Origin of the sequence: Nocardia sp. BSTN01, assembly GCF_015354405.1 — a bacterium.
GTDB lineage: Bacteria > Actinomycetota > Actinomycetes > Mycobacteriales > Mycobacteriaceae > Nocardia.
Genome location: NZ_JADKYP010000007.1, coordinates 77,761 through 103,683 on the forward strand (window position 1 = coordinate 77,761; position 25,923 = coordinate 103,683).

At 65.0% G+C, this 25,923-nt stretch carries 24 protein-coding genes; 7 read left to right on the forward strand and 17 right to left on the reverse strand.

Annotated features, from left to right (window positions below; all coding sequences use genetic code 11):
• Positions 1-98: 98 nt before the first annotated feature.
• Entirely contained in the window at positions 99-1,703 is a 1,605-nt protein-coding gene (locus tag IRT45_RS08975; RefSeq protein ID WP_194805409.1) for a class I adenylate-forming enzyme family protein, read from the reverse strand.
• Between the two features lie 385 nt (positions 1,704-2,088).
• On the reverse strand, positions 2,089-2,877 hold the full coding sequence (locus IRT45_RS08980; protein ID WP_194805410.1) for an enoyl-CoA hydratase-related protein: 789 nt from the start codon (positions 2,875-2,877) through the stop codon (positions 2,089-2,091).
• Positions 2,878-3,020: 143 nt separating this feature from the next.
• Here IRT45_RS08980 and fabG point away from each other — a divergent pair, with 143 nt between their 5' ends.
• Genes fabG through IRT45_RS08995 form a run of 3 tightly spaced genes read left to right on the forward strand, consistent with a single transcriptional unit; the run spans position 3,021 to position 5,121 of the window.
• Positions 3,021-3,749, forward strand: coding sequence for a 3-oxoacyl-ACP reductase FabG (gene fabG / locus IRT45_RS08985; RefSeq protein ID WP_194805411.1), 729 nt, complete (start codon positions 3,021-3,023; stop codon positions 3,747-3,749).
• The gene (locus IRT45_RS08990; protein ID WP_194805412.1) at positions 3,746-4,567 is read left to right on the forward strand and encodes an enoyl-CoA hydratase-related protein; all 822 of its coding nucleotides are present in this window, start codon (positions 3,746-3,748) and stop codon (positions 4,565-4,567) included. Before fabG ends, IRT45_RS08990 begins: the two co-directional genes overlap by 4 nt.
• Positions 4,568-4,614: 47 nt before the next feature.
• Entirely contained in the window at positions 4,615-5,121 is a 507-nt protein-coding gene (locus tag IRT45_RS08995) for a MaoC family dehydratase N-terminal domain-containing protein (protein ID WP_194805413.1), read from the forward strand.
• Positions 5,122-5,156: 35 nt separating this feature from the next.
• Here the strand turns inward: IRT45_RS08995 and IRT45_RS09000 are convergent, their stop codons facing one another.
• From IRT45_RS09000 to IRT45_RS09055, 12 genes are all read right to left on the reverse strand, one after another.
• Positions 5,157-5,864 carry a FadR/GntR family transcriptional regulator gene (locus tag IRT45_RS09000; RefSeq protein WP_255535552.1) on the reverse strand — a complete coding sequence of 236 codons (708 nt, stop codon included), beginning with the start codon at positions 5,862-5,864 and terminating at the stop codon, positions 5,157-5,159.
• 198 nt (positions 5,865-6,062) lie between these two features.
• Complete coding sequence (locus tag IRT45_RS09005) at positions 6,063-6,545, reverse strand: B-4DMT family transporter (protein WP_194805415.1); 483 nt, start codon at positions 6,543-6,545, stop codon at positions 6,063-6,065.
• Between the two features lie 20 nt (positions 6,546-6,565).
• Entirely contained in the window at positions 6,566-7,681 is a 1,116-nt protein-coding gene (locus IRT45_RS09010) for an RDD family protein (RefSeq protein WP_194805416.1), read from the reverse strand.
• The gene (locus IRT45_RS09015; protein ID WP_194805417.1) at positions 7,678-8,316 is read right to left on the reverse strand and encodes a hypothetical protein; all 639 of its coding nucleotides are present in this window, start codon (positions 8,314-8,316) and stop codon (positions 7,678-7,680) included. Before IRT45_RS09015 ends, IRT45_RS09010 begins: the two co-directional genes overlap by 4 nt.
• Positions 8,286-9,725: an MCE family protein gene (locus IRT45_RS09020; RefSeq protein ID WP_194805418.1), complete on the reverse strand. Its 1,440-nt coding sequence runs from the start codon at positions 9,723-9,725 to the stop codon at positions 8,286-8,288. Before IRT45_RS09020 ends, IRT45_RS09015 begins: the two co-directional genes overlap by 31 nt.
• On the reverse strand, positions 9,725-10,867 hold the full coding sequence (locus tag IRT45_RS09025) for an MCE family protein (RefSeq protein WP_309240860.1): 1,143 nt from the start codon (positions 10,865-10,867) through the stop codon (positions 9,725-9,727). The genes IRT45_RS09020 and IRT45_RS09025 overlap by 1 nt, the downstream gene beginning before the upstream one ends.
• Positions 10,864-12,111, reverse strand: a complete 1,248-nt coding sequence (locus IRT45_RS09030) for an MCE family protein (protein WP_194805419.1) — start codon at positions 12,109-12,111, stop codon at positions 10,864-10,866. The genes IRT45_RS09025 and IRT45_RS09030 overlap by 4 nt, the downstream gene beginning before the upstream one ends.
• A complete protein-coding gene (locus IRT45_RS09035; protein WP_194805420.1) occupies positions 12,108-13,280 on the reverse strand; it encodes an MCE family protein in 1,173 nt (390 codons plus the stop codon). The genes IRT45_RS09030 and IRT45_RS09035 overlap by 4 nt, the downstream gene beginning before the upstream one ends.
• Before the next feature lie 8 nt (positions 13,281-13,288).
• On the reverse strand, positions 13,289-14,314 hold the full coding sequence (locus IRT45_RS09040; RefSeq protein ID WP_194805421.1) for an MCE family protein: 1,026 nt from the start codon (positions 14,312-14,314) through the stop codon (positions 13,289-13,291).
• Positions 14,314-15,456 (reverse strand): MCE family protein, encoded by a 1,143-nt coding sequence (locus IRT45_RS09045; RefSeq protein ID WP_255535553.1) that lies wholly within the window; start codon positions 15,454-15,456, stop codon positions 14,314-14,316. The genes IRT45_RS09040 and IRT45_RS09045 overlap by 1 nt, the downstream gene beginning before the upstream one ends.
• Positions 15,457-15,536: 80 nt before the next feature.
• Positions 15,537-16,394 carry an ABC transporter permease gene (locus IRT45_RS09050; RefSeq protein WP_194805423.1) on the reverse strand — a complete coding sequence of 286 codons (858 nt, stop codon included), beginning with the start codon at positions 16,392-16,394 and terminating at the stop codon, positions 15,537-15,539.
• A 2-nt stretch (positions 16,395-16,396) separates the two neighbouring features.
• Positions 16,397-17,110 carry an ABC transporter permease gene (locus tag IRT45_RS09055; protein ID WP_194805537.1) on the reverse strand — a complete coding sequence of 238 codons (714 nt, stop codon included), beginning with the start codon at positions 17,108-17,110 and terminating at the stop codon, positions 16,397-16,399.
• Between the two features lie 265 nt (positions 17,111-17,375).
• Between IRT45_RS09055 and IRT45_RS09060 the strand changes: the two genes are divergently transcribed.
• The 3 genes from IRT45_RS09060 to IRT45_RS09070 all read left to right on the forward strand — a co-directional run bounded on the left by IRT45_RS09060 (position 17,376) and on the right by IRT45_RS09070 (position 21,259).
• Positions 17,376-19,001 (forward strand): AMP-binding protein, encoded by a 1,626-nt coding sequence (locus IRT45_RS09060; protein ID WP_194805424.1) that lies wholly within the window; start codon positions 17,376-17,378, stop codon positions 18,999-19,001.
• Positions 19,002-19,513: 512 nt separating this feature from the next.
• Complete coding sequence (locus IRT45_RS09065) at positions 19,514-20,302, forward strand: lytic murein transglycosylase (RefSeq protein ID WP_309240861.1); 789 nt, start codon at positions 19,514-19,516, stop codon at positions 20,300-20,302.
• A gap of 120 nt (positions 20,303-20,422) precedes the next feature.
• Positions 20,423-21,259 carry an alpha/beta hydrolase gene (locus IRT45_RS09070; protein ID WP_309240862.1) on the forward strand — a complete coding sequence of 279 codons (837 nt, stop codon included), beginning with the start codon at positions 20,423-20,425 and terminating at the stop codon, positions 21,257-21,259.
• A 99-nt stretch (positions 21,260-21,358) separates the two neighbouring features.
• On the opposite strand, the gene IRT45_RS09075 is transcribed toward IRT45_RS09070, so the two are convergent.
• From IRT45_RS09075 to IRT45_RS09085, 3 genes are read right to left on the reverse strand one after another with little or no spacing between them, the layout of a single operon-like run.
• Positions 21,359-22,552: a hypothetical protein gene (locus IRT45_RS09075; protein ID WP_194805426.1), complete on the reverse strand. Its 1,194-nt coding sequence runs from the start codon at positions 22,550-22,552 to the stop codon at positions 21,359-21,361.
• An 11-nt stretch (positions 22,553-22,563) separates the two neighbouring features.
• Entirely contained in the window at positions 22,564-23,634 is a 1,071-nt protein-coding gene (locus IRT45_RS09080; RefSeq protein ID WP_194805427.1) for a phosphotransferase family protein, read from the reverse strand.
• Positions 23,631-24,584, reverse strand: a complete 954-nt coding sequence (locus IRT45_RS09085; protein WP_194805428.1) for a hypothetical protein — start codon at positions 24,582-24,584, stop codon at positions 23,631-23,633. The genes IRT45_RS09080 and IRT45_RS09085 overlap by 4 nt, the downstream gene beginning before the upstream one ends.
• Before the next feature lie 423 nt (positions 24,585-25,007).
• On the opposite strand from IRT45_RS09085, the gene IRT45_RS09090 reads away from it, so the two are divergent.
• A complete protein-coding gene (locus IRT45_RS09090; RefSeq protein ID WP_194805429.1) occupies positions 25,008-25,913 on the forward strand; it encodes a helix-turn-helix transcriptional regulator in 906 nt (301 codons plus the stop codon).
• Positions 25,914-25,923 lie beyond the last annotated feature (10 nt).

Sequence of the window (25,923 nt, forward strand, 5' to 3'; positions counted from 1 at the left end):
GGATCATGACGCTACCGCACCGCGCGCCGGCCGCTCTACTCACGCGAGACGCACTCGCCCGCATAGACCGGCGACGCGGCTCCGCTCGCGGCCGGTGCTCATCCCAGCCATTCCCGCAACCGGTACTTCTGGACCTTGCCCGCCGGCGTGAGCGGAAAATCCTCCACTGCCCGCCAGACCCGGGGCACCTTGAACCGGGCCAGCGACGCGGCGGCATGAGCCTCGAGTTCCGCCCAATCCGCCTCCATCCCGGGGCGGAATCGCACGAACGCCGCGACCTCCTCGCCCCAACGCTCGCTCGGGGCACCGACGACGGCCACGTCGGCGACGGCGGGATGGCGGAGCAGGACATCCTCCACTTCGGCGGGATAGATGTTCTCACCGCCGCGGATGACGACGTCCCGGAGCCGGCCTCGAATGGTGATGACGCCGTCGGCGTCCATCGAACACAGATCGCCGGTGCGGAGCCAGCCGTCGCTGTCGATCGTGGCATCGGTGTGTGCCTTGTCGGCGAAGTACTCCATCATTCGCAGCGGCGAGCGGATCCACAATTCGCCCGCTTCGCCGTGCAGGGCGGTTTCGACGGTGCCGGGGCGCACGATTTTCGCTTCCCGATGCAGCCCGGGCCGGCCGATCGTCAGCGCCTTGACCTCGTCGGGGTCCTCCAGCCTGGTCTGGACCGCCGAGGGCGCTTCCGACTGGCCGTACGCGTTGACTATCCGGGCACCGAGGGCTTCCTCGGCGCGCCGGATCAGCGCCGGGGCCACCGTCGATCCGCCGATTTGGACGACTTCGAGCGCCGACAGGTCGCGTCGCGCGAAATCCGGGTGTTCGAGCATCGCGATCAAAATGGTCGGCACGGCACCGAGCACCTTCGCACGGCACTTCTCCAGCAACGCCAGCATGGTGCCCGGGTCGAAATTCGGGCACAGCACGATCGTTCCACCGGAGGCGAGTACTCCGAAAAGCATGCACACCGACGCCCCGACATGATGCAGCGGAAGCGGATTGAGCCATACACCCGGTTCGGTGACTCCGAGCAGCGGAAGCAGCAGCGCGCCCGTGTTCAGCGCGGCGTGCTGGTTGAGCAGCGCTCCCTTCGGCTTACCCGTCGTGCCGGAGGTGTACTGGATGAGGTACGGGCCATAGGGCGAGACCGTCGGGAGATCGGAAGATCGCGAGCTGCCGAGTTCCTCGACTACGCGGTCCAGCGCGACAACCCGGCGAAGCGCCGGCGCCGAACCGACGAACTCACGAGCCCGTTCGAGTGGCCGGCGGCCGCGGTACTCGGGCACCGCGATCACCGCGACGGCCCCCGAACGCTCGATGAGGTCTTTCGCCTCCGGATCGGTGAGTACCGGATTCAACGGGACGAGCGTCAAGCCGGCCAGCGCGATGGCGTAGTCGACGATGACCCACTCGCCGCAGTTCGGCCCCCACAGCGCGATCCGATCACCGGGCTCGGCATCCTCCAGCAGTCCACGGGCCACCGCTACCGCCGCGGCATACAACTCGCCGTAGGTCCACGTCCGGAACTCCCCCTCGGTCTCGCCGGAAGGGTCCGCCAGCCACTCGACGACGGCGTGCCGATCCGGAACCGCCTCCGCATGCCGCGCCAGCACGGTTCCGAGCGGAACCTCGTGCAGCGCAACGCTGGTGTCCGCGGGCCAGTACGCCCCAGCGGACTCGATCGTGTCGGTCATGAGATCCTCCTTGCGCCCGGCGCGCCACTGGGCCGGCCGGAATTACCGCTGATGTGATGCAGGAGGGCCGAGGTTTCGACGTGCGACGGACGACGACCGATACGGCGCACATCCACCAGCTCGGTGTAACCGGTGCGCCTACCATCACGTCGGATCGACATCCTCGTCCCGGAGATGCGCCGACACTCACGAACCGCCGACGCCAGCGCGGAAAGTTTCTGGGCCGTCCGGTTCTTCCCGCTGTTATGACAGCGGTATATCCGGAACCCCTACGGGCTCGCGGCTCTGCCAGAAGGCTGCGGTCACACAAAGACTATCAAATAGTTGAGTAATTCACCTCTATATTGGTAACTACCCTTTTCCCGCACCGGTCCGATCGCCGCGGTCACCGACCCAGGTTCGCCGCTGCCGCCGCCCGCTGCGCAGGACTGCCGACGATCGACCGCATGGCAGCTCGCTCCGCAGCGAGCGCCTCGGTGAAGGAGCCGATCCCGACCATGCCCAGCAAGGCGCGCACCGCATCCGGATTCCGCTGCGCGACAAGGTCTGCCAGCGCTCGCGCCGTCCGGAGCGGCTCATCGCTCACCGCGCTCGCCAGACCGATACGAACCGCCTCGGCGCCATCCAGAACACGAGCGGCAAGAATCATCTCGAGCGCCCGCTCCTGCCCTATCAGCGACGGCAGCAGCTGTGTGCCACACATGTCCGGCGTAATCCCCCACCGCATCTCCAGCAGCCCCAGACTCACGTCCGGCGCCACGATCCGAATGTGGGCGCCCAGCGCGAGCTGCAGCCCGCCTCCCAGCGCGGCACCGTGAACCGCGGCGATCACCGGGACCGGCAACTGTCGAAATGCCATGACGGTGCGCTGCCCGCGAGACAGTTCGGGATCGCCGCCGACGTCGATCGTCGCGGCGCGCTCATCCGCGTCGGCGGGCCGAAATGCCTGGCCGCCCGCCATCGCCCGGAACGCTTCCAGATCCAGGCCCGCACAGAAGCCGCGGCCGTTACCCGACAACACCACGGCACGTACATCGGCTCGGCCGCGCAGCGAGACGGCCGTGCGCAGGAGCGCGTCGAACATCTCGTCATCGAGGGCGTTGATCTTTTCCGGGCGGTTCAGCCGGACGTCGGCGACCCCGCCTTCCACCACACACTGCACCCGATCGGTCACGTGACGCACTTCCTGATCGTCGGCGCCGCCGGCCGGAGAACAGGCGACGCTACCTGGAGTAGAAACCTGATATATAGTCAGATAAATCTACTAATACCACGGATCGGCTAGGCGCAGCGGTGAAAGGAACAACGGACAAACACATGGAATTGTTGAAAGACAAAGTCGCGGTCGTGACCGGCGGCGCCCAGGGTCTCGGTCTCGCCATCGCGAAACTCTTCGCCGCCCACGGTGCTCGAATCGTTCTCGCCGACTTGAACCTCGATGCGGCCGAAAGCGAGGCGGCGGCACTGGACGGAAGCGCGCAGCGCTGCGACGTCACCGATGAGGATCAGGTCGAGAGCCTGGTCCGAACCACCGCCGAGCGGTTCGGATCCGTCGACATCATGATCAACAATGCCGGCATCACGCGCGACAAGACGATGGCGAAGATGTCCGCAGCAGACTTCCGTACGGTCATCGACGTACACCTGTACGGCGCCTGGCTGGGCACCCGCGCCGCCGCGGCGATCATGCGCGACCAAGGGTCCGGTTCGATCGTCAACATGTCGTCCATCTCCGGCAAGGTCGGCATGTTCGGCCAAACCAACTACAGTGCGGCCAAGGCGGGCATGGTCGGATTGACCAAGGCGGCGGCCAAAGAGGTTGCCTCCCGCGGAGTCCGGGTGAACGCGATCCAGCCCGGCCTGATCCGCACGGCCATGACCGAAGCGATGCCTCAACACGCCTGGGATGCCAAACTCGCCGAAATTCCCCTGCGGCGAGCCGGTGAGCCCTCCGAAGTGGCTTCGGCGGCACTGTTTCTCGCATCCGATCTGTCCAGCTACATCACCGGTGTGGTGCTCGAAGTCGCAGGAGGGCGGCACATTTGAATTCCCTGGTTACCAAGGAGATCTCCGACGGCGTCGCGCTGCTGACGCTGAATCGTCCCGAGCGGCACAACGCCTGGACCTTCGAGATGGAGGCCGAGCTGTTCGGTCTGCTTCACGACGCCGAGAACGACCCCGAGATCCGCGTCGTCGTGATTACCGGAGCGGGTAAGAGCTTCTGCCCCGGTCTCGACGCACAGGCGCTGTCGGAGATTTCGGCCAGCGGCCGCAGTACCCAGCCACACCTGCGCACGCCGATGACGTATCCCACCACGATCGCGAAACCGATCATCGCGGCGATCAATGGCGCATGCGCGGGAATCGGCCTGATCCTCGCACTGCAGTGCGATATCCGGTTCGCTTCCACACAAGCCAAATTCACGACATCGTTCGCCCAGCGCGGCATCATGGCCGAGCACGGGATCGCATGGTCGCTCAGCCGGGCCGTGGGCCCGGCGGTGGCATTCGATCTGCTCTACTCCGCGCGAGTCGTGCTGGGAGACGAAGCTGCCCAGCTAGGCTTGATCAACCGGGCCGTCGAGCCGGACGAGTTACTCTCCACCGCAATGGATTACGCGCGGGGGCTCGCCGCGAACTCGTCACCGGCGGCGATGGGCACGATCAAACGGCAGGTGTACGAGGCTCTGGAGAGCACACACGAGGAAGCTCGGGTGCTTGCCCTGCGGCACTGGATGGGCCATCTCCGCTTCCACTCCGACTTCAAGGAGGGCATCTCCAGCTTCATGGAGAAGCGTCCACCCGCCTTCGCACCGTGGGATCCGGCCACTCCCGCCGTCCCCCCGCCCCTGCCGCAGGACTGAACCACCGGGCGAATGTGCTCGCCCACAGAAAGATGAGGCGTAAAACGATGACCGATATAGCCGAAGACCTGAGTAGTTCGCAGGTCGACCCCCTGGTCAAGGGAATGACCTGGGAACAGATGACACCGGGTTCGGCGTTCCGAACCGCCAAACGAACCGTGACCGAGGCGGATCTCGTCCAGTTCATCACCTGGGCAGGCTTCAACGAACCGCTGTTCTACGACGCCTCCCACGCCCAGGCCGGCGGCTACCAGGGGCGATTGATACCCGGGGCGATGATCTACTGCATCGCCGAGGGCCTCATCCTGCAGACCAACGTGCTCAACGGCACCGGGCTCGCCTTCATGCACATGGAACTGAGCGTGAAACGCCCGGTCTACGTCGGCGATACGTTGCACGCCCTGGTGCGCACCACCGATTCACGCGCGTCGAGCAAACCCGGACGTGGCGTCGTGACCGCGGCAGTGAGCGTGCGAAACCAACGCGACGAGGAAGTACTGACCTTCACACCCGTCCGCCTCATCCGCGGAGCGGACTTCCGCGAAGCCCACTGACCTACTGCCGGTGCGGATATCGGGCCCGCGGGCGATCAGCCCATCAGATCGAGCACGGTTTCGATATCCGCCCGCACCAGGTAGTCCCGCGCCTCGGTGAGATGCTTACGCCACAACTGCTCGGCCCCCTCGGCGTCGCGGGCCTCGATCAAATCCACGACCCGGTGGTGGGCCGCCAGCCCCTTGCGGCTCGCACGATCGTAGACCGAGGAGCCCGCCGTGGATTCGACCTGGGTCAGATTCGCCATGTCGATGATGTTCTCCAGCATTCCCATGAGCAGTCGCAGCGTCTGATTGCCGGTCAGTTCGATCAAAAGTGAATGAAAGGCAACGTGGACCTGGATGGACCGCATCGGGTCGTCCGCGACCGCATCGTGCTCGGTGAGGGCTGCGCGCAGCCGATCGATCGCCTCCTGCGACCTGATCTCGGCCAGCAGCCCCACACACGGCGGCTCGACGACGATCCGAGCCTCGTACAGGTCTTCCAGCGTGGTGCGCTGATATTGCAGGATCACCGCGGCATAGCGCGCGGCGACCCTCGGGTCGGGAAGCTGCACGCGGGCGCCGCCGTGTGCGCCACGCCGCACCGTGATCAGCGACTCCGATTCCAAGATTCGGAATGCTTCGCGCAGGGTCGGCCGCGAGACATCGAACTCCGCCATGAGTTCGGTTTCCGACGGTAGGGCATCGCCCTCGGCGAGCTGGCCGCGCACGATCTGCCGGCGCAGATGACCCGCGATCATCTCGGCCATTTTCGGCAGCCGCATTTGCCGACCGACTGGTGCGCCGGCCCAGGCGCCGGCTACCGGGGCATTGCTGGACTGCGCCGCCATGTGGATGACCTCACTAAGGTAGATGAGCTAGTTGTATATATCGTATTCGATCATCTCACCCTCGCGCGCCCACCGTACAGTCGTGACATCCGCGTCCGCTGTTCCGACTCACCTGTCGCCGTGCGCGCCGAGACGGCGGGCAACCGCGACTCCGATCAGCGCCGGTACGTAGGTAACGAGAAGAATCCAGGCCGCGCCCGCGGTCACCTCGAAGAGCAGCGCGTTCCCGTCACTCGAGATTTCGGTGACGCGGCCGGCGATCCAGGTGAGCACTCCCGACGACAAACCCGCGAGAACGGCGGCGCGCAGCCAGAAGACGACGAGGTCGGGGTCGGGTCGCTCACATTCGGACAGGTTCCTTCTGCCGTCGAAAACCCCCCATATCAATGCGATCACCATCACAGCACCGAGCGCCAGCCATTTGAGCAGCCCGGTCATCGGTGTCCAGTACTCGACCGCATAAGCCAACAGCATCCGCGCGCCGGTGTGGACTGCTCCCATGCCGAGTCCACGAACGAGCAGCGGCAGCGTAATTCGGCGGCGCCGAGCCGCCCGGTTCGACGGCATTGTTGCCGAGTCGACGACACTCATGATCGATCACCTACCGACATTCAGATCGGGTCGAATCCCGAGATCAGCCACTCGTGACCGACTTCGGTCAACTGGACTCGTACCGTGCTGGCCAGCTGCGACGGCTGCGGATTGTCAGCCGTGGTGGTCGTCTGGTTGAGGAAGACGAGCACCGTGGCATGGCGGTCGTCGGCCGAGACGAGTGCCGTCCCGACAGACTCCGCCCGAGTATTGACGGCCTTTTCCTTGGCAGCCGGAATCACCACGTTCTTCGTGTAATCGTTGTAGTAATCCTTGAAGCTGCCGGTCAATTTCGCCGACGCCCCGGCGAGATCCTTGTCCACGGTCGCGGCCTGATAGGACAACAGTGAGATCGTCGAATCCTTGGCGATCTCCTGGGCCCGGCTCGCGATCGCCGCCGTAGCGTCGTCGCTGCGGTAATCGTGGACGTACTGCACGGCGGCCAGACCGCCGAGCGCGGCGACGAGCGCGACGAGGACTCCGACCGCGGCCGTCCGCGCCTGGCGACGCGTCCCTGCCTCACTGGCTTCGTCGGCGACTACCACCGTCCCGGCGATCTTGTCGGAGAAGGTCTGTCCGCGACGGTCGCGGAGCGGCCAGAACCAGCCCAGCAGTGCCGGCGCGGTGTCGACGATGCGAGCTGCCTCGCGCCACACCGCGCGAAGAATTCCGGGCGCACGCGAGGTATCGCACCGCGTGGTACGAAGTCCCACGGTCAGTTTGCCGAGGGTGCGTCCGGTCGTACCCTGGCGATACACCGAGTTCCACCCGATGAATCCGATCACCGCGGCAACGGCCACACCACACGCGATCCGAGCCCATCGACTCCCCGAGTCGTCGGCGAAGGTCAGGGCCAGCACCGCGAGAATCGCTGCCGGCCCGGCCATATCGATGGTGTAGGCGAGGGCGCGGGCTCGCCACGATGCCCGGGCAGGTTCACCCTCGGTGTCGGTACCCGATTCAGTGCCGGTTTCTGCGCTGCCGGTTTCTGCGCTGCCGGTTTCTGCGCTGCCCGGTTCGGCATCCGGTCCGGGCTCCGGCCGTTCGGTATCGACCGCCGACTCCTCGACCTGGACGGAATCGAGGATGTCGTCCTTTTCGGTTGTTCTGGTACGGCTTTCGGTGTCGATGGTCATGACGTCACGTACTCCATTTTCGAGATCTCGAGTCGGCCGTCGTCCCGAGCGAGAGTGACGCGGACTCGGAAGGTGCGCGGTTCCTCATGCGCCCCGGCAGAATTGGAAACCTTGGAATGCGCGGTCAGCAGGACCTGGGCGGTACCGTCGTCGTTGACGCGTTCCAGACCCGCTCCGGCGATCTCGGCGGTGGTCACCACCTTCGCTTTGCGCACCGCATCGGTGAACGACTGCGCCTGCGGCGCGAACTCCACCCGCCACGGTCCGGTGGCGTCGTCCAGGATCCGCTGGACATCACGATCCGCCGAATCATAGTGCACTGTAAGGACATTCAGCACTTCCTGCTGCGCCGCACGAATATACTCCGCCCGCTGGTCGGCAACCGATCGGGCCGCGTCATGTTTATGGGCGAGAAGAACATTCACCGCCACCAAGGCGACTACCAGCAGCACCGCGGCGGTCGCGGCTGCTATTCGCATCCCGCGGCCCCACCACCGCGGTGCGGTGCCCGCGGTCGCCTCTTTCGCCGATTCTGCTGCGGTCGAATCCGCTGCGGTCGAATCGGATTCGGCAACGGAATTCTCGGGTAGCTCCGCCACGTCGGTCACCGCGCCGGGCTCATCATTGTCTGCCATGTCAACTCCTTTCCTGGCGCGCCGGCGTTCGCGGCGACGTCGATCTGCCGATACGTCCGGCCGTCGGGACCGGTGTAGCTTCCATCGGGGGTGTAGGCGGCCGTACTCATCGTCGGTGCGGGCGGCGGTGCCGGACCGACTCCCGGGATCGTGTACGCGGAGGGGTGATATTGCGGATTGTCGACGTACGGTTGCGATTCGCCGATCCACGGGTTGGTAGCCAACGGCTGATAATCCTGGTCGCTCTTACACATCTCGACCGTCGGAGCACGCTTACCGGGATGGTCCACACACGGATAGTTGCGCGCACCCCGGACTGCGTTCGGATCCGACTGGGGCAGAGCGCAGTACAGGGGTTGCGCCGGCCTCGTCGGGTGGTCCTCGGCGCTGCCGTCGCGACGCTCGGACGCAGGAAGATAACCGACCGTACAGGGTGGTGGAATATTGACACCGAGTTTGAAGGCCATGTAGTCGCCGGGAATGCCGTTCCGGTCCGGATAGGTGATCGTATCGAGCGAGCTGGCACCGGCCGGGAGCAGGACCAGAATCTGTTCGAGTGCCGCGTTGTAGGTGACGGCGACCTGACCGAGACTCACCAGGTTCGCCAGCAGGACGGGCAGCGTCGGATGCAACTGCTGGAACAGCGCCGTCGCCTCGTCGGCCGCGCCGCGGCCGTGCACCAGGAGATCACGGAATTTCGCGTCGCTCGAGGCCAGCTGACCGGTCAGACTCGCGACGTTGCTCGCCCACGACTTGATCGAGGCGTCGGACGCCGCGGTCGCGTCGATCACCGGTCCGGAATCGGTGATCAGTGTCGTCATCGGCGTCAGATTGCCCAGACCGTCCTTGGTCAACCCGTATGCCGAATCCAGCATGCGGCCGATGCTCGGTCCGGTGCCGTTGAATGCCTGATAGCTCTCATCGATCAGACTGTGGAGATTTTCTCCCGGTAATGCCGCCAAGCTCCGATTCACGGTGTCGAGCAGTGTGCCGATATCCTGCGGGACCGAGGTGCGGTCGGCGGGTATGACACTGCCGGCGTGCAGGTACGGGGCTGTTTTCGTCCTTGGGACCAGATCGATGTACTGCTCACCGATCGCAGAGCGGCTGTGCACATTCGCATCGACATCGGCGGGGATCTTCGTATCGCTGTTCATACTCAGCGTCACCCGCACGCCGTCGGACGAAGGTTCGATATCGGCAACCCGTCCGACGGTTTCGCCGAGGAAGGTCACATTCGCGGTCTTGTAGAGGTTTCCGTTCGTCGCGAGGTCTACCTCGACCTGGTAGCGGCCGATACCCACCAGAGCGGGAATCTGCATGAATTTCAGCCCCATCACCGACAGGGATACGACGGTCAGAATCGTGAAAACGGTGAGCTGAATCCGTACGAATCTGGTCAGATGCATTATCGGCCTCCATCCGAAACCGGACCGCTCAACGGGTTCGGCGTACCGAGGCCGGGCTGCCGATCCTTCGTCCGGCCCAACGCCGTCTCCAGAGCCGTCAACTGGCCCTCCAGCGGAGTTCCCTGCAGCAGGGAGTTGTCGATTCGTCCCAGAGTCAGGTCGATGACGGCGGTCAGGTTTCCGTAGTCTCCACGGATCCATTTGTCGAGATTGGCCGCGGGCCAGGGGTAGGTCGCGTAGATGCCGAGCGATCGCGTCAGATCGCGTCCGGCATCGCCCAATGCACGCAGGGCCGGCTGCAGATTGCGCAGATTCTGTGCGACATCGTCGTGGCTCGCGACCACGACGTCGTTCGCCTTTCCCGCGAAATCACCGATTGCGGTGAGCGCTCGGATCAATTTGTCGCGCTGGTCGTTCAACACGCCGAGCGCGGGCGGGATCGCGTCCAACGACTTCGTCAGAACCTCGTTCTGGCTGTTCACCGTGGCGGCGAGGTGATCCAGGCCGGCCATCGCCTCGATGATCTCGGTCTTCTGCTCGTCCAGGCTGCTCGTGAAGGTCGCGAGCTGACCGATCAGATTGTGGACATCGGATTCCCGGCCCGACAACGCCGCGTTGAGCTCGGCATCGATTTCCTGAAGCCTGCCGATACCACCACCGTTGAGCACCAGCGACATCGCCGAGAGCGCCTGCTCGGTCGTCGGATACTGGCTCGCCCGCTCCAGCGGAATCAGATCGCCACCGTGCAAACGGCCGGTCGGTGGTTCGTTCACCGGCGGCGCGAGCTCGATGTGCTGACTGCCGAGCAGGCTGGTCTGGCCGATCTTCGCGGTGGCGTTCTCCGGCAACCGCACGTCCCCGTCCAGGCGGACGGTGACCACCGCATGCCAGTCCTCGCGGTCGATCCGGGTGATGGTACCGACGTTCACGTCCGCGACCCGCACCCGCGAATTGGGCTGGATCCCCGTGACATTGGGCATTTGTATGCGAACTTCGAACGACCCCTGCCCCTCCCCCTTCGTTCCGGGCAACGGCAGCGAATTCACTCCACGCCATTCGCCACAGCCCGCGAGTGCCGGCGCGAGCGCGCAGCATACGAGGGCGCAGCCGAGGGTCCGCGACCACATCCGCCGCGCGCTCATCGTCCGGCTCCCGGGAGCAGACCGAGCAGGCCGGTACCCGGAGCCACGGTGGCGCCGGCGGGCGCCCCCTCCGGGTACGGATTCAGCGAAGGCTCGCTGTAATCGACCTGGTTCGGGCGGGCGTCGACACCGTTGATCACGTTGACCCCCACCGGTGGATAGTTGAACCGCAGGCTTTGCAGAACCGGTCCGAGATACTGAACGCAGAGCTTCGCGGCCTCGGCCGCGCCGAGCTGACTGGCGGCCTGGATGGCACCACAGATGAACTGCACCGGATTCTGCATCTGGTTCACCGCCAGCGCACCGGTCAACGCTCCCTGCGCCGGGTTGTAGATATTGTTGAAGTTGCCGAAGGCGTTCGGGGCTACATGCAGGATGTTCTCGATAACCGGCTTGCTGTCGTTCAGGGCCGAGGTGACACTGGCCAACGCCTCGACGGCGTGCTGTACGCCGGCGCGATTGTCGCCGACGAACGTCTTCAAATCGTCCGCCACCCCGTCCAGATTGTTCAGTGCGTCGGCGAGGTCGTGGTCGGTATTGGTCAGCAGTCCGGTAACCGACGCGAGATGACCGTTGATTTCGATGATCTGCTGGCTACTGGATGCCAGCGCCGACACGAAGACCTGCAGGTTCCGGATGACGCTGAACAGGTCGTCGCGCCCGTCCGAGAGAGTCGTGAGGGCGGCGGACAGCTGGGTGAGCGTCTGATGCAGCCGATCGCCGTTACCTTTCATCGCTCCCGCCGCGGAGTCGATGAAATCGCCCAGGGGGCCGCTCGGTTCGTTCGGCGTCGGGCCGAGGGATGACGCCAGCCGTTCGAGCTGCTTGCGGAAGTCGTCCCACTCCACCGGTACCGCGGTTCGGGTGATCGGGATCTCGGCGCCGTCGGACAACACCGCTCCGCCCTTGTAGGGAGGGGTCAGCTGGACAGCACGAGCGGACACCAGAGTGGGCGACAAGATCACCGCCTTGGCGTCCTGCGACACCTTCACTGAGGACCGATAGTGAAAAGTCACCTTCATGACGTCGCCATGGGGCTCGATCGAATCGATGGTGCCGATCTTCAGACCGAGCAGCAGGACGTCGTCGCCGCGGTACAAGCCGTTCGTATTGCTGAAGTAGGCGACAACCGTGGTGCGCGACAGGTGTTCGTAGATCCGGAATCCGGCGAACGCCGCGGCGCATACGAGAACAACGGCGACGATCCTGATGCCCGCGCGTTTCGATATTCGTGGGAATGTCATTTCTGACCACCTCCTGGTGCCGGCAGTGAGAATCCGGGAATCGGCGGCATCGTCGGAAATGGTGGCGGCGGGGCGTTCGGTACCGGGGTAGCCGGTCCCGGCGAGGTGTCCTTCGGCGGTATCGTTCCGGGCGGACTGTTGTATCCGCCGTCGATCTTGTACGTCGGGCCGGCCAATATCGAGGGGTCGATGCCCGCGCCTTGGAATGCCGCGTCGATGAACGGCTGCAGGAATTGCCCCGGCAGCAGGTTCGCCACATAGGCCTTGAAGAACGGGCCCGAGGCCACGGACTCGCCCAGCGACAGAGCGTATTGGCTGAGCGGCAGCAACGACTGCTGAATTTCCGACCTCCGCTTGTCCAGGAGATCGATCACGTTGTTGAACTTGTCGAGTACAGGTCCGAGTTGGTCACGATTTTCCGCGACCACCGTGCGCAACTGCGTCGACACCGAGGACAGGTTCGACAGCAACGCGCCGATCGCCGACCCGCGGGCGTCGAGACCCGCGAGCAACTGATTCCCATCGATGACCAGCTGGTTCAACTGGTCGCTGCGCTTCGACAAGACCTGGGTCACTCCGGAGGCGTGTGTCAACAGGTCCCGGAGCAGCTGATCGCGGCTGCCGACCGACTGCGACAATCGCGCGACGCCGTCGAGTGTCGACGCCAATTGCGGCTGCGCGGAATCGAGAGTCGAACTCAGGACGTGCAGCGCCTGCGTGAGATCATCGGTCTTCAACCCGCTGATAGCGGTCGTGAGTTCGCCCAGCGTATCGGGCAGCACGTACGGCGTCGACGTGTGATCGACGCCGATGATCCGATCCGGCGGCAGCTCGGTACTTCCGCGTGGGCGCAGTTCCATCAGTTTCGCGCCCAGCACCGTTTTGGTCTTGATCGCGGCCTCGGTCTGGTCGCCGATATGCACGCCGTCGGCGGAAAACCGGACCAGCACTTTGTCACCGCTGAGCTCCAGGCTCGACACCTGACCGACCTTGACGCCGGCGACCTCTACCGATGCTCCGGCCTTGAGCCCTGCGGCTTCGGCGAAATACGCACCGTATTCACGATGCGCCGCGACATAGGGAATACGGTCGTAGTTCTGGGCACTCAGCACGCCCGCGACCGTGACGACCAGGCCGATGAGCCCGGCGCGGACGGACGTCGAATTCATGATTGCGCTCATTTCGGAGGGGTGCATCTTCCTGCGCGTTGGCCGACGATATTGATGAACACCGGGTCGCCGTGGGGTCCGTTGACCTTCAACGTCGCATCGCAGAGATAGAAGGAGAAGAAGTCACCGTATATGCCGAGCCGGCTCAAACGCTGATATCTGTCCGGCAGCTGCGACAGCAGGGTGTCCAGATATTCGTGGTCGTCGTCGATATTCGTGCTGACCCGGCCGATCTGGTCGATATCGGATTTGATGTCGGTATGCGTGACGTTCAGCAGATCGGCAACCGATTTCGATGCCTCACCGATATGGACGAGTGCATCCCCGACCGGACCGGTTTGCGCGGAAATTCCGCTGATCAATTTCTGCACATTGTCGACCAGTGCGTCGAACTGACCGTTCTTGCCGTCGATCGTCCCCAGCAGGCCGTTGAGATTTCCGATCACACTGCCGATCAGCTTGTCGCGGTCCGCGAGAGTCGAGGTCAGACTCGCGGTATGAGACAGAAAGCCGACGATATCGGCATTCTGCCCCTGCAGTACGGCGATCAATTCGCTGGAGAGTTTGTTGACCTGGTCGGGGTCGAGAGCCCTGAACAACGGGCGGAAGCCGCCGACCAGCGCATCGATGTCCAGCGCGGGCGCGGTCCTGTCCAACCCGATCGTCGCGCCCTTCCGGAGCGGAGTCGACGCACCGGCACCGGGAAGCAGCTCGAGATACCGATCGCCGACCAAGTTCTCATAGCGCACCACCGCACGAGTGCCGCCGGTCAGTACGACGTCCTTCGCCACGGAAAAGGTGATGAGCGCCTTCGTATTATCGGTCACCGAAACTTTGCGGACACGGCCGGATTCAACGCCGGCGATGCGAACGAACTGCCCCGATCGCAAACCGGAGACGTTCTCGAAGACCGCGTGATATTCGGTCTCCCGATCGAACCGAAGATTTCCGAAAACAGTCACGATGGCAAAAAGGAACAGGCTCATCGTGACGATGAAGATGGTGAATTTGACCGCGTGACCGGTTATCCGCATCACCGACCACCTCCCGGCACCGTGAAGCCGAACATGTAATCGACGATGGTGGGGTTCGCGGGCCGCGGGTGATCGGTGCCCGGCCCGTCGAGTGGCGCCCCGTCGTTGAGCCGCAGATACGGCGCGGGGTAAGTGTCCCAAGTGACCGGTGCGTAACAGCCCGGCGAGCCGTGCGGACCTCCTTTGCCGGCGACGACGGGGAGATTGTCGGGATATTTGTACGGGTCGTCACCCATGAGCAGGCCGACGTCCAATCGCGCGGAGTAGCCTGTCGCGTCGATCGTTTTTCCCATCGCTTCCGCGTCGTGGGCGCCGAGATGGAGCAGGCACGTGAACGACGGGCTGTATTTGTCGAGCAGACCGGTGGTGGGAGTGAGCAACCGGAAGGTATCGACGATGCGCTGACCGTCCCCGGCCAGCGTGTCGTTGCCGGTCTTTCCCAGTTCGGTCGCCGCATCCAGCGCCGCCGCGAGGTCGTCCTTCCGGTCGACGATGGAGCCCGAGGTCACGCTCGCCGCACGCAGGATCCGCATGATGTCGTCGGCGGAATCGCCGAGGTTGTTCGCAACATCGGCCGTCCCGTGCAGGTCGGCCCGCAGCTGCGGCAACACGGGATTGAGCGCGGTCAGCACCTTGTCCGCGTCGGTGAGAGTCTCACCGAATCGGGCGCCGCGACCGTGCAGCCCCTCCTCGACCGCGGCCAGGGTCGCGTTCAGTTTGTCCGGCTCGATCTGATTCATCACGGCGGTGACGTTCTGGAACACCGTATTGATCTCGGTCGACACATTGAGAGCTCGAATGCGCGCACCGGCGCGCAGGTGCGACGGCGCCGCGGAGCCGGGCACGACCAATTCGATGTATTTGGATCCGAACACCGTCGTGGGCTTGATCTCCGCCTCGACATTCGACGGAATCAACGCCACCTTCGACGGATCCAGTTCGACCCCGACTTCAGACTTCCCGTCCGACAACGAGACAGCCGTCACCTTCCCGACTTCGACACCGTGTAGTTTCACCTTCGAGCCCGGCTCCATGACCAGGCCCGAGCGATCCGATACCACTGTGGCCTGGACCGTCTGCTGGAAGGCTCCGCGGAACGCCGCCAGACACAGCACGACGATTCCGATCAATACAACGATCATTGCCGCCCCGGCCCGCAGATACGGGGGGCTCTTGTAGTGGCCGTGACGCGACCTGCGAAACACCTGCACTGCACCCTTTCTCATCCGGCCAGGTCGAAGTTTCCCGAGGTGCCGTAGACCGCGAGCGACACCAGTAGCGTCACCGACACGACGGCAATCAAGGAGGCCCGTACCGCGCGGCCGACAGCAAATCCCACTCCCGACGGGCCGCCCGACGCGTGATATCCGTAGTAGCAGTGGATCAACATGACAGATATCGCCATCACGACCGCCTGCAGGAACGAATACATCAGATCGGTCGGCCGCAGGAATGTGTAGAAGTAGTGGTCGTAGACGCCGGCGGATTGGCCGGCGATATACGTGGTGTAGAGCTGTGCCGACAAGAAGGACATCAGCACCGCCATGGAATACACGGGAATGATGACGATCAGGCCGCCGATGACCCGAGTAGACACGACGTAGGCGATGGAGCGGATTGCCATGACCTCCATGGCGTCGATTTCCTCGCTGATCCGCATCGCGCCGATCCGGGCTGTGGCACCGGCGCCGATCGTCGCGGCGAGGGCGATACCGGAGGTGACCGGCGCCGCGATGCGAACGTTGATGAAGGCGGCGAAGAAGCCGGTCAGCGCTTCGACGCCGATGTTGCCCAGCGAGGCGAAGCCCTGGATCGCCAGCAGCGCACCCGCGGACAACGTCATGAAGGAGACGATCACCACGGTGCCGCCGATAATGGCCAGCGCACCGGTTCCCATCCCCATTTCGGCCACGATCCGCAAAGTCTCTTTGCGATACGCCGACATGGCGTGGCCCATTTCCCGGAATGTGCGGAAATAGAACACCCCGTGCCGCCCGACGAGGCGAACCCCCTCCCCCAGACCGGACACTCTGTGCGCGTATTTCGGATATCGGCTGCGAAGGGTAGCGAGATTCGACATGGCTATCGCACCGTCGCCTTCACCCCGATCGCCGTGACCACGACGTTCACCGCGAACAACGCCATGAACGCGTAGACCACGGTCTCGTTCACGGCATCACCGACACCCTTGGGGCCGCCCTTGACGTGCAGGCCCATGTAGCAGGCCACCAGGGCCGCCACCAAACCGAACAACCCAGCCTTGACCTCCGAGATGACGACCTCCGGAATTCCGGTCACAAATGTCAGGCTTGCGACATAGGAACCGGGTGTCACGCTCTGGATGAACACCGAGAAGAGAAAACCTCCGACCAGGCCGACGGTGACCACCAGCGCGTTCAACAGGATCGCGACCAGCGTCGACGCGTACACCCGCGGGACGACCAACCGCTGGATCGGGTCGATGCCCAGGACTTGGATCGCGTCGATCTCTTCCCGGATGGTCCGAGACCCGAGATCGGCGCAGATCGCGGTCGCGCCCGCGCCGGCGACGATCAGCACCGTCACCAGCGGGCCGACCTGGGTCACTACGCCCAGACCGGCGCCCGCGCCGGACAGGTCCTGGGCTCCGAATTCGACCAGCAGAACGTTCAGCGTGAAGATCACCAGAACCGTAAAGGGAAGCGCGACAAGCAATGTCGGCAACAGCGCGACCCGAACCAGGAACCACCCCTGTTCGAAGAACTCCGACCACTGAAACGGCCGCCGCGCAGCAGCACGCGCGGTCGTCGCGCACATCTGGAAGAAATCTCCCAGCGCGCGCACTGGAGCATCGAGCGGGAGTCGCACCTGTCCTCCTTGACGAGGCTTCGGACGACTGGAAGGTCGGCGTGTCGCCGCGCTCCAGCATCCGGGTAGCACAAGATCGGTCACACTGCCGTGTGGTAGCTGTCACATCGCAGCGCTCAGATTGCCATATCATCTAACTAAATTCAATAGTTTGTCTTAATGTCGCGGGTGACCGGGAGGAACCGGACGACCGCCCATCGCGACAGGAGAAGAAGTGCCCTCCGACGATGAGACCCCGCCGGTCCGCTACGACCGGGCGTTTCACAGCATCCCCAACATCGTTCGTGTCAACGCGCGGCGTTGGCCGGACGTCGTCGCCATCAAGGAAGGCTCGCGCGAGTGGACGTACGCCGCACTCGAGCGCGACGTGATCGCGGGCATTCGCGGCATGGTCGCAGCCGGCGTCGAGCCAGGTGACCGGATCGCGCTGTGCGGCCCCAACTCCGCGTCGTGGATCATCGTGGCACTGTCGATCCAGGGCGCCGGTGCTGTTCTCGTCCCGATCAACACCCGCTTCAAAGGGCAGGAAGTGCATCATGCGCTGCGGCGAAGCGGAGCCGAAATGCTGGTCACGGTAACCGATTTCCTCGGAAACGACTATGTGTCGTTCGTACGCGCGGTCGATCCCGAATTCGTCGCACCGGGCCGCGTGATCGTCTATTCGGGCGCGGTGCCGCCAGATGCCGGGTCCTGGTCCGACCTCGTACGGCACGGACTCGACTCATGCGAGGAAGAAGCAGCATCAGCCCGCCTGGACGCGGTCGGGCCCGATGACATCTCCGACATCATGTTCACCTCCGGGACAACGGGACTCCCGAAGGGCGTGGCGCTGACCCACGGCCAATCACTGCGGGCATTCGGCTGGTATGCCTCTGTTCTCACCTTTCGATTCGGTGACCGCTATCCGATCATCCCGCCGTTCTTTCACAGCTTCGGTTACAAAGCAGGGTGGATGGCCTGCCTGTTACACGGGGTGACGATCTATCCCGTCGCCGTCTTCGACGCGGAATCGTTCGCGCAACTTGCCGAGCGAGAACGGATCTCGATTCTCATGGCACCACCGGCGGTGTTCCATGACCTGCTGGAGCTCACCCGCAGCCGAAACGTGCGACTGCCCGAACTGCGAGTCGTCATGATCTCGGCGGCGGCGGTGCCACCCGCACTCTTCCGCCGAGTGCGCGACGAACTGGACGTGCCGGTCATGGCGAGCTCGTATGGCCAGACCGAGTGCACGGCACTGGCAACGACGACACATCCGGGCACCGACACCCTCGACGACATAGCGACGACCGTCGGCCGCGCCGCGCTCGACGTCGATATTCGCGTGGTGGACGCGTCCGGCACGCCACTGCCGCCGGGCCGGGCGGGTGAAGTACTGATCCGCGGCTACACCGTCATGCGCGGGTATTGGAACGACCCCGATGCCACCGCCGAGGTCGTGGATGCCGAGGGCTGGCTGCACTCCGGGGACATCGGCGTACTCGACGACCGCGGCCTGCTGCGCATCGTCGATCGCAAGAAGGATATGTACATCGCCGGTGGGTTCAATGTCTATCCGGCAGAAGTCGAAGACATACTCGCCGCATACCCGGCCATCTCCGATATCGCGGTCGTCGGCGTACCCGATCCGCGCATGGGCGAGGTAGGCGCGGCGTTCGTGGTGCCGAAGCCCGGCACCACCTTCGACCAGGCGAACTTCCTCGCGTGGGCACGGCGGCAGATCGCCAACTTCAAGGTGCCCGCACACGTGGTCGTGCTCGCCGCACTGCCACGCAATGCCGGCGGAAAAGTGGCGAAGAACAGCCTGCGCGAGCAGTTCGGCACGCCACGCGGCAGATGATCACAACCGGGGAACCGAGAACAGGACGACGTTCGGCCTGGCCAAATAGTTAACTGATATATATGATCTGGCTATTCAGCTAGGTGGCGACGGAGACCATCCCCTCACATTCGAGGCATGAGACCGCCGGTCGACCACCCGGGCTCGTCCGCGGACCCCGGCGCACGAGCCGAGCCCGGCGCGGACCTGCCCGCGGGGCTCTCCGCGACATATGTCATCGATTCGCCATATCTCCCGCCAGGTGAGTAAGGATGCAGTCTCGTTCGATCTCCGCGATCTCGGTTCTCGCGCTTGCGGGCGGGTTGGTCACCGCATCGGCACCCGCCGGGGGTTGGCCGCCGGGCCCACCCGTCACGCCGCCGAGCACAACACGCTACGCCGCGAGCGCAGCGGCGCCGGACACCCCTGCGGTGCTGGTCCCGGCGGCACAACCGCCGCCGTTGCGGTCATCGGCCTTATCCCGCCTATCGGAACCTCCGCCACCGGCCGCCGCCGGCAATCCGGCTCCCACCGTGCCGGACGGCTCCGCCTCGTCACTGCCACCGGTACACGGAATCCCCGAGATCGCACTGGCCGCATATCGGAACGCGGAACTGGCCATGGCGCGCACCGACCCAGGATGCGGCGTCACCTGGCATTTGCTGGCCGGTATCGGACGGATCGAGTCCGGCCATGCCGGCAACGGCGACACCGATGCGCACGGCACCACATCGACGCCGATCCGCGGTCCCGCACTGAACGGATCATTGCCGGGCAACGAGGTGATCGCCGACGGCGCCGGTGGCTGGGTCCGCGCGGTCGGACCGATGCAGTTTCTGCCGCGAACCTGGTCGGCCTACGCGGCCGACGGCAACGGCGACGGCAGGGCCGATCCCGACAATATCTTCGACGCATCGCTCGCGGCGGCCGAATACCTGTGTTCCGGCGGTCTGAACCTGCGGGATCGCGACCAGGAATTGCGCGCCGTCCTCCGGTACAACAATTCGATGGACTACGCACGGAATGTGCTGAGCTGGTCTGCCGCCTACAGCGACGGGTCGAGCCCCGACCTGCCGCAATCCGCACCTGTCGAGGTGGCGCCCGCACCGGGGATCGAGTCGTCCCCACCGCCACCCACCGAGTCGCCCGCCCCGGCGCCGAGCGCACCGGCGCCCGGCGGCCTCGCGCCCGCTGCGCCGGCGCCCGACACCCCACCCGCGCCGCCGCCCCCACCGAGCCCGCCGATGATCCTGATTCCGGGTTTGCCACCGATCCCGTGCGGCATCTTCTGCCCGCCTCCTTCGCCGCCCGTAGGCCACTGAGCGGAGCGCACCTCTTGGGTATAGCTTAATTATCTGTCGTTATCGACCGGAGCCAACGGCTCGCGGCCGAACGGAGGATCCGGTTCGCCCGGTTCGTATCTCGATTCGAGGGAGCACATAGTGACGGTCTATTTCGAAGGTTCGAGCGGTGTACAACTGGCCGCCGACGTAACGGGGCCATGGAACGGCCGACCGGTGGTCCTGCTCCACGGAGGTGGGCAGACACGGCATTCTTGGGGCGGAACCAGCCGGGCTCTGGCCGAACGGGGATATCTCGCCCTCGCTCTCGATGCCCGTGGGCACGGCGATAGCGATTGGTCCAAGGATTCCGACTACTCCATCGATGCCTACGTCGGCGACCTGCGGGCAGTTCTCGCACAGCTGGGCCGCCCGGCCGCGCTCGTCGGCGCATCGCTGGGCGGGCTCACCTCTCTGCTGGCGCGGGGCGAACAACCTATGGTGGACAGCCCCGCTATCGTGCTGGTCGATGTGACACCCCGCATGCAGCCCGATGGCCGCCGGCGGATTACGGAATTCATGCGAGGTCGTCCGGAGGGCTTCGCCACGGTGGAGGAAGCCGCGGACGCCGTTTCCGCGTACCTGCCCAACCGTCCTCGGCCCAAGGATGTCAGCGGTCTGGTCAAGAACCTCCGACTCGGCCCGGACGGTCGCTACCGCTGGCACTGGGATCCCGCCTTCGCCGAGGGCACCCGCCTGATGAACGACACCGCCCGGCCGGAGCGATTCGAAGCCGCGGCGGCCGCGATCACCGCACCGATGCTCCTGGTTCGGGGCAGCATCAGCGAGGTGGTCGCCGACGAGGATGTCCAGGCCCTGCGCACCTTCGCCCCCGATATGGAATTCGTGGACGTGGAGGGTGCGAGTCATATGGTCGCCGGTGACCGCAACGACGTATTCGCCGCGGCGACAATACGTTTCCTGGAGCGGCACTACTGATCGAACGCAGCGGCCGCGCTGTTGTGGCGCGGCCGCTGCGTATGAGTGCGTCGATTCTCCGCGGCGCCGGCACACTGCCCGGCGCCCGGAGGATACCGATCAGCCCAGATGTTCGTCGGTGATGCCGTATTTCGGCAGCTCCCCGATCGCGAACGGCTCGAGCACGCCGAAGCTCTCGACACCGTCGACGGTGTACCGCGCCGCGATTTCCTCGCAGCCGTAGAGCTCGTCCAGAACCGCTTTGTCGCTGAGGTCGAGCTTCTCGCCCTCGACGACCAGATCCTTGCCGAAGTGCTTGCCCTGGTACCAGTTTCGGAAGCCGAAGTAGCCGCCGCCGCGGAAGTAGTAGGTCAGCCCGATTCCCTCCGCCACCATTTCCCGCTTACTGCCGTCCTCCACGGTCACCGTCGCGTCGAGCTTGCGAGCGCGGCGGGTGCCTTCGTGGAAGGACCAGTTCATCTCGATGTCGGTCACCATCTGGGGGCGTGCGGTAATACCTTGTTCGTCGGGCGTAACGACGAATCCGCCCGCACCCGCGGCACCGGATGTCGCGAGCATGGTGCCGCTCGCGGACTCGGCGAACGTCGCACAGATGGTCTCCGAGCCGCGGTCCACGCAGAACATACCGCTCATATTGGGCCGCGGCTCGCGGTCGCCGAGGTACATCCCGGCTTCGCGAGTCACGTCCATCTCCGTGTTGCGCACGATCCACGATGCCGGGGCGCCGGTCATACCGCGCACGCCCCACGAGCGGTCCTTGTAGGCGAACGACTGCTCGGGAGTGATCTCGTAGCGCTTGCCCTCTACGGTGACCCAGCCACGGGCCCGTCCCAGCTGGAAGAACCGGATGGTGTCGTTCATCGTCACACCGCGGATGCGAGTGCGGCCGCCGGTCTCCGCGATGGGGGGATAGGGACTTTCGAACTCGATATCGAACGCGATACCGAACTCGTTCTCGTCCAAGCGGATTCGATTACCCCGCGGCGGGTCGATCGACTCCCAGTGGATCGGTCCCACGCTGGTGGAGTCGATATCCGGCCGCAGTTCGCGGGAGGCGCGAACGTTGTATTGCCAGCCCGGGACGGCGACGCCCGCGAAAGCGTCGAAAACGTTGCGGTTGGAGTACTTTCCGACGCCGACGGCGACCATCACCTCGCCGGTGGTGTCGTAGGCCACGAGGTAGCCCTTTTCCGTCCAATTCCGATCGGTCGACTGTGGTTGTTCGACACCGGCGACGGTCTGGTGGACCATCAGGTCGTCCAGACCGGTCAACACGAGTGGGCGTTCGGACATGTTCGTTCCTTTCAGCGCACCCGCGCGAGCTGATCCAGCAGGATGCGAGTAGTGGGGTTGTTCTCCAGGAAGCCCGGAGGGAAGAAGTTCCAGCCCATGTGCTTGGCGACGCGATTTGTCAGCAGCAGCAGGGTCGCCAGGCGCAGCGCTGTCAGCGTTCGGTAGTAGTCGAAATCCTCGACCTTGCGCCCGAGCGACTGCTCGTAGTGCGCGATCGTCTCCGCTTCGCCGGGCAGGCCGGCCAGCCGGGGCACGTCATGGGCTTGCGCCGCCACTTCGTCGACGATCACGAAATACGCGAGGTCGAGCTCCGGCGGACCGAAGTGCGCCAGTTCCCAGTCGAGCAGCGCCGCGACGTCGGAATCTCGGTACAAGATGTTGCCGATCTTCGCATCGCCCCAGCACAGGCCCCAGTGTTGCGGGCTGGGCCGATTCTGCTTCACCCAGTCGAGCGCGGGCAGGAGGAACGGTGCGTGTTCGCTCGCACCGCCCCATTCCATCCAGTGCTCGATCTTGGCCAGCTCGGCGTCGAGCGTCTGGATGCCGTCGGACGGGGAGCCCAGGCACGCCAACTCCGGGGCCGGTGCCGGACCGAGGCGATGGACGTCCGCCATGGCGTCGACCGTCCGCCACCACAGCTGTTGCCTGCCGGGCTCGTCCAGGTCGGCGAATACGCCTTTGCCGTGGTAGCCGGGGCGGCGGTCCGGGCACACCTCTCCCTCGACCCGGTCCATGACGAGGAACTCGTTGCCGAGCACCGACGGATCCCGTTCCAGCCATCGCACGGGAGCGACCGGAATGCCATGTGCCGCCAGCACTTTCGGCACCTCGTACTGAGCGGTCAGATCGGTGCCGGGGATGAGCGTGAAGGTGTCGGGCGCCATGCGCAACACCAGCTGTTCGTCACCTGCCGGGCAGGCGACATCGAGGAAATAGGTTGCGTTCGACAGTCCGGACGGACCACCCGTGATCGACGTGACCGACGCCGCGCCGTCCGCGCCCAGTCGTTCCCCGAGCCACCGCTCGAGCAGCGGCAACCGCTCGGTGAGGTCGTTACGCTTACTGCCTGCCGCGCCGCTCAACTGCGCCACCGCTGGGTCGGCGTGGTTCCGTGGCCGGGGGCGATTTCGCCCCACGCGAACCAGATGTCGGGTTCGCGCGTGTCACCGACACGACGCCAGCGTCCCTCGTTCTGGGGCGTCGGGAGCTTCTTCGCGGCGCTGAGGAAGTCCGGCATGATGCCGTGCGGATCGGGCAGGAACTCCCACTTCTCACCATTGATCTCGAGGGTGATGTCCTTGGGGAAGTTCCGGTCCTCACCCGGGAACACCTCGCCGGTGACCGCGGTGGTGCGCAAAATCTCCTGCCGTTCGTTCGTCAGGAGAGCGAAGCCCCCGCGATCGTTGGCCAGCATGAAATGCCCGGCGTCGTAGGTGCCGTCGGTGTACTTGGTGGCCCAGGTGTACCAGGTGTTGTGCAGCTGCTCGCCGACCAGCACATCCTTCTTGACGTAGAGCATGCCGCCCTCCGCCATCCAGGTACGGTCCAGACCGATGAAGCCGCGCACGGCTCGGCCATCGGCGGTCCCGCTGACCTCGTACAACTGCGACACGTACAGAATGCCCTTGTCCGGAGCGGGGACATGCCACTGCAAACCGGGCGGAAGCAGTCGACCGGTCAACTCCATCGCATCGGCTTCGCTCCAGGTCACGGCATCCTGGGACATGGTGACGCGCCACGGCTTGCCCTCGGCACCGGCCGCGCTGGCCCAGATGGCGAGTTCGTCGTCGCCCTCGACGGTGACCGAACACCCGCGACTGGTCGCCGCGGCAGCGCTCGCGGAGCCGTCGATGTGCAGGACGTTGTCGTCGTTGAGGGTGGACTGCACGATCAGTCCGCTCATACCCCGGTCCGTCGGGGAGGCCGGGATGCGCCGGGTCGGCTCGAAGATGACACCGTCGGCCGTCCGCAGGCACCCGTACAGGAAGGTTCCCTCCGGAACGAGGCCGAAATAGCCCCTGGTGTCGGTCATGGCCGTCGGGCTCGGCTGATGCGGGCCGACCATCGCTTGCCAGCCGAAATGACCGACCGGAGGCCAGGGAAGTGTCTGCGTCACAGTAGACCTTTCTCGTTGTGTAGCACCACTGGCCGCAACCTTCGCCGTGCGGAGCCGGCTCGACAAGGACTGCGTCGAGGGTGGTATCGGGAGTGACAGGCACGGGCGTCGGTTGGCCGACGCGTAGCACCAATACGGCCTATTATCTAACTTATTAATCCGTGTGTAAACCCGGCCGACACCAGGCTCGCGCAGTAGCCAGAGACCTCCACTATCTGCATGTAGGACGCCAGCATAGGCGCCGAGCACGCCGCGAACGCCCACTCGCCACAGCAGGTCACGGACGCGTAAAACATGCACTTAATTGCTATCGTTAAACTATTTATCCATACTGGCTACGTGAGCGCAGCGGATTCGAAGCAACGACGGCTGGAACTCGCCGCTTTCCTCCGCGCGAAACGCGCCGCGGCTCCCGTCCCTTCCAGCGATACCTCGAGTCCGAAACGCCGGGTACCCGGGCTGCGCCGCGAGGAGGTCGCTCATCTGGCCGGGGTGAGTTACACGTGGTACACCCGGCTGGAACAGGGCCGCGATGTACGGCCCACCGCACAGGTCGTCGACGCCGTCGCTCGCGCCCTTGGTCTGGACGAGGTGAGTCACCGCCACCTGCGCAGACTGGCGGACCTGCCGCTCGGAGACCGGGCGGAGGCCGCGGATTCGGTCGGGGAGGACGTGCTGATGCTGCTCGAGCACCTTCTCCCGGCGCCCGCGGTGGTGCTGAACTCTCGTTTCGACTATGTCGCGTGGAACGATGCCCATTCCACCTTGTTCTGCGATGCCTCGCGGCTGCCGACCGATCGGCGTAACGCGTTGTGGGCGACCTTCATGGTGCCGGCCGTTCGCGAATCACTGGTGGACTGGGACGAGCAGGCCAGGTCGGTGATCGCGCAGTTTCGCGCGGAGGCGGCACTGCGTCCGGCCGATGGCCGCTCCGATGAGCTCGTCGCCGAATTGATAAGCCACAGTCCCGAATTCGCGTGCTGGTGGGCGGCACACGAGGTACGGCGGGGCGACGCCAGGAGCTGTGTGTTCCGCCATCCGCAGGCCGGCGAAGTCCGCACTCGGCTCGTGCAATTGCGCCTGGTGGCGCAACCATGGTTCAAACTCGTCACGCACCTGCCCGAGGGCGAGGGCACCGTCGACCGGCTGCGGGCCCTGCAGGGCAGCGAGATATGGACAGCGCGGGTGGCGGGCCGGCAGCCGCTCGAAAGCTCGCCGGCGTCCGAGACACCGCCGCCCCGCTGAGGCCCCATCC

Excerpts from the sequence above, each read along its gene's own strand:
- IRT45_RS09035 (WP_194805420.1), bottom strand. The coding sequence starts at position 13,280 with ATGAATTCGACGTCCGTCCGCGCCGGGCTCATCGGCCTGGTCGTCACG.
- IRT45_RS09030 (WP_194805419.1), bottom strand. The coding sequence starts at position 12,111 with ATGACATTCCCACGAATATCGAAACGCGCGGGCATCAGGATCGTCGCC.
- IRT45_RS09045 (WP_255535553.1), bottom strand. The coding sequence starts at position 15,456 with ATGATCGTTGTATTGATCGGAATCGTCGTGCTGTGTCTGGCGGCGTTC.
- IRT45_RS09085 (WP_194805428.1), bottom strand. The coding sequence starts at position 24,584 with ATGACCGACACCAGGGGCTATTTCGGCCTCGTTCCGGAGGGAACCTTC.
- IRT45_RS09055 (WP_194805537.1), bottom strand. The coding sequence starts at position 17,110 with ATGTGCGCGACGACCGCGCGTGCTGCTGCGCGGCGGCCGTTTCAGTGG.
- IRT45_RS09015 (WP_194805417.1), bottom strand. The coding sequence starts at position 8,316 with ATGGCAGACAATGATGAGCCCGGCGCGGTGACCGACGTGGCGGAGCTA.
- IRT45_RS09040 (WP_194805421.1), bottom strand. The coding sequence starts at position 14,314 with ATGCGGATAACCGGTCACGCGGTCAAATTCACCATCTTCATCGTCACG.
- IRT45_RS09020 (WP_194805418.1), bottom strand. The coding sequence starts at position 9,725 with ATGCATCTGACCAGATTCGTACGGATTCAGCTCACCGTTTTCACGATT.
- fabG (WP_194805411.1), top strand. The coding sequence starts at position 3,021 with ATGGAATTGTTGAAAGACAAAGTCGCGGTCGTGACCGGCGGCGCCCAG.
- IRT45_RS09005 (WP_194805415.1), bottom strand. The coding sequence starts at position 6,545 with ATGAGTGTCGTCGACTCGGCAACAATGCCGTCGAACCGGGCGGCTCGG.
- IRT45_RS09075 (WP_194805426.1), bottom strand. The coding sequence starts at position 22,552 with ATGTCCGAACGCCCACTCGTGTTGACCGGTCTGGACGACCTGATGGTC.
- IRT45_RS08995 (WP_194805413.1), top strand. The coding sequence starts at position 4,615 with ATGACCGATATAGCCGAAGACCTGAGTAGTTCGCAGGTCGACCCCCTG.
- IRT45_RS09025 (WP_309240860.1), bottom strand. The coding sequence starts at position 10,867 with ATGAGCGCGCGGCGGATGTGGTCGCGGACCCTCGGCTGCGCCCTCGTA.
- IRT45_RS09050 (WP_194805423.1), bottom strand. The coding sequence starts at position 16,394 with ATGTCGAATCTCGCTACCCTTCGCAGCCGATATCCGAAATACGCGCAC.
- IRT45_RS08975 (WP_194805409.1), bottom strand. The coding sequence starts at position 1,703 with ATGACCGACACGATCGAGTCCGCTGGGGCGTACTGGCCCGCGGACACC.
- IRT45_RS09000 (WP_255535552.1), bottom strand. The coding sequence starts at position 5,864 with ATGATCGCGGGTCATCTGCGCCGGCAGATCGTGCGCGGCCAGCTCGCC.
- IRT45_RS09010 (WP_194805416.1), bottom strand. The coding sequence starts at position 7,681 with ATGACCATCGACACCGAAAGCCGTACCAGAACAACCGAAAAGGACGAC.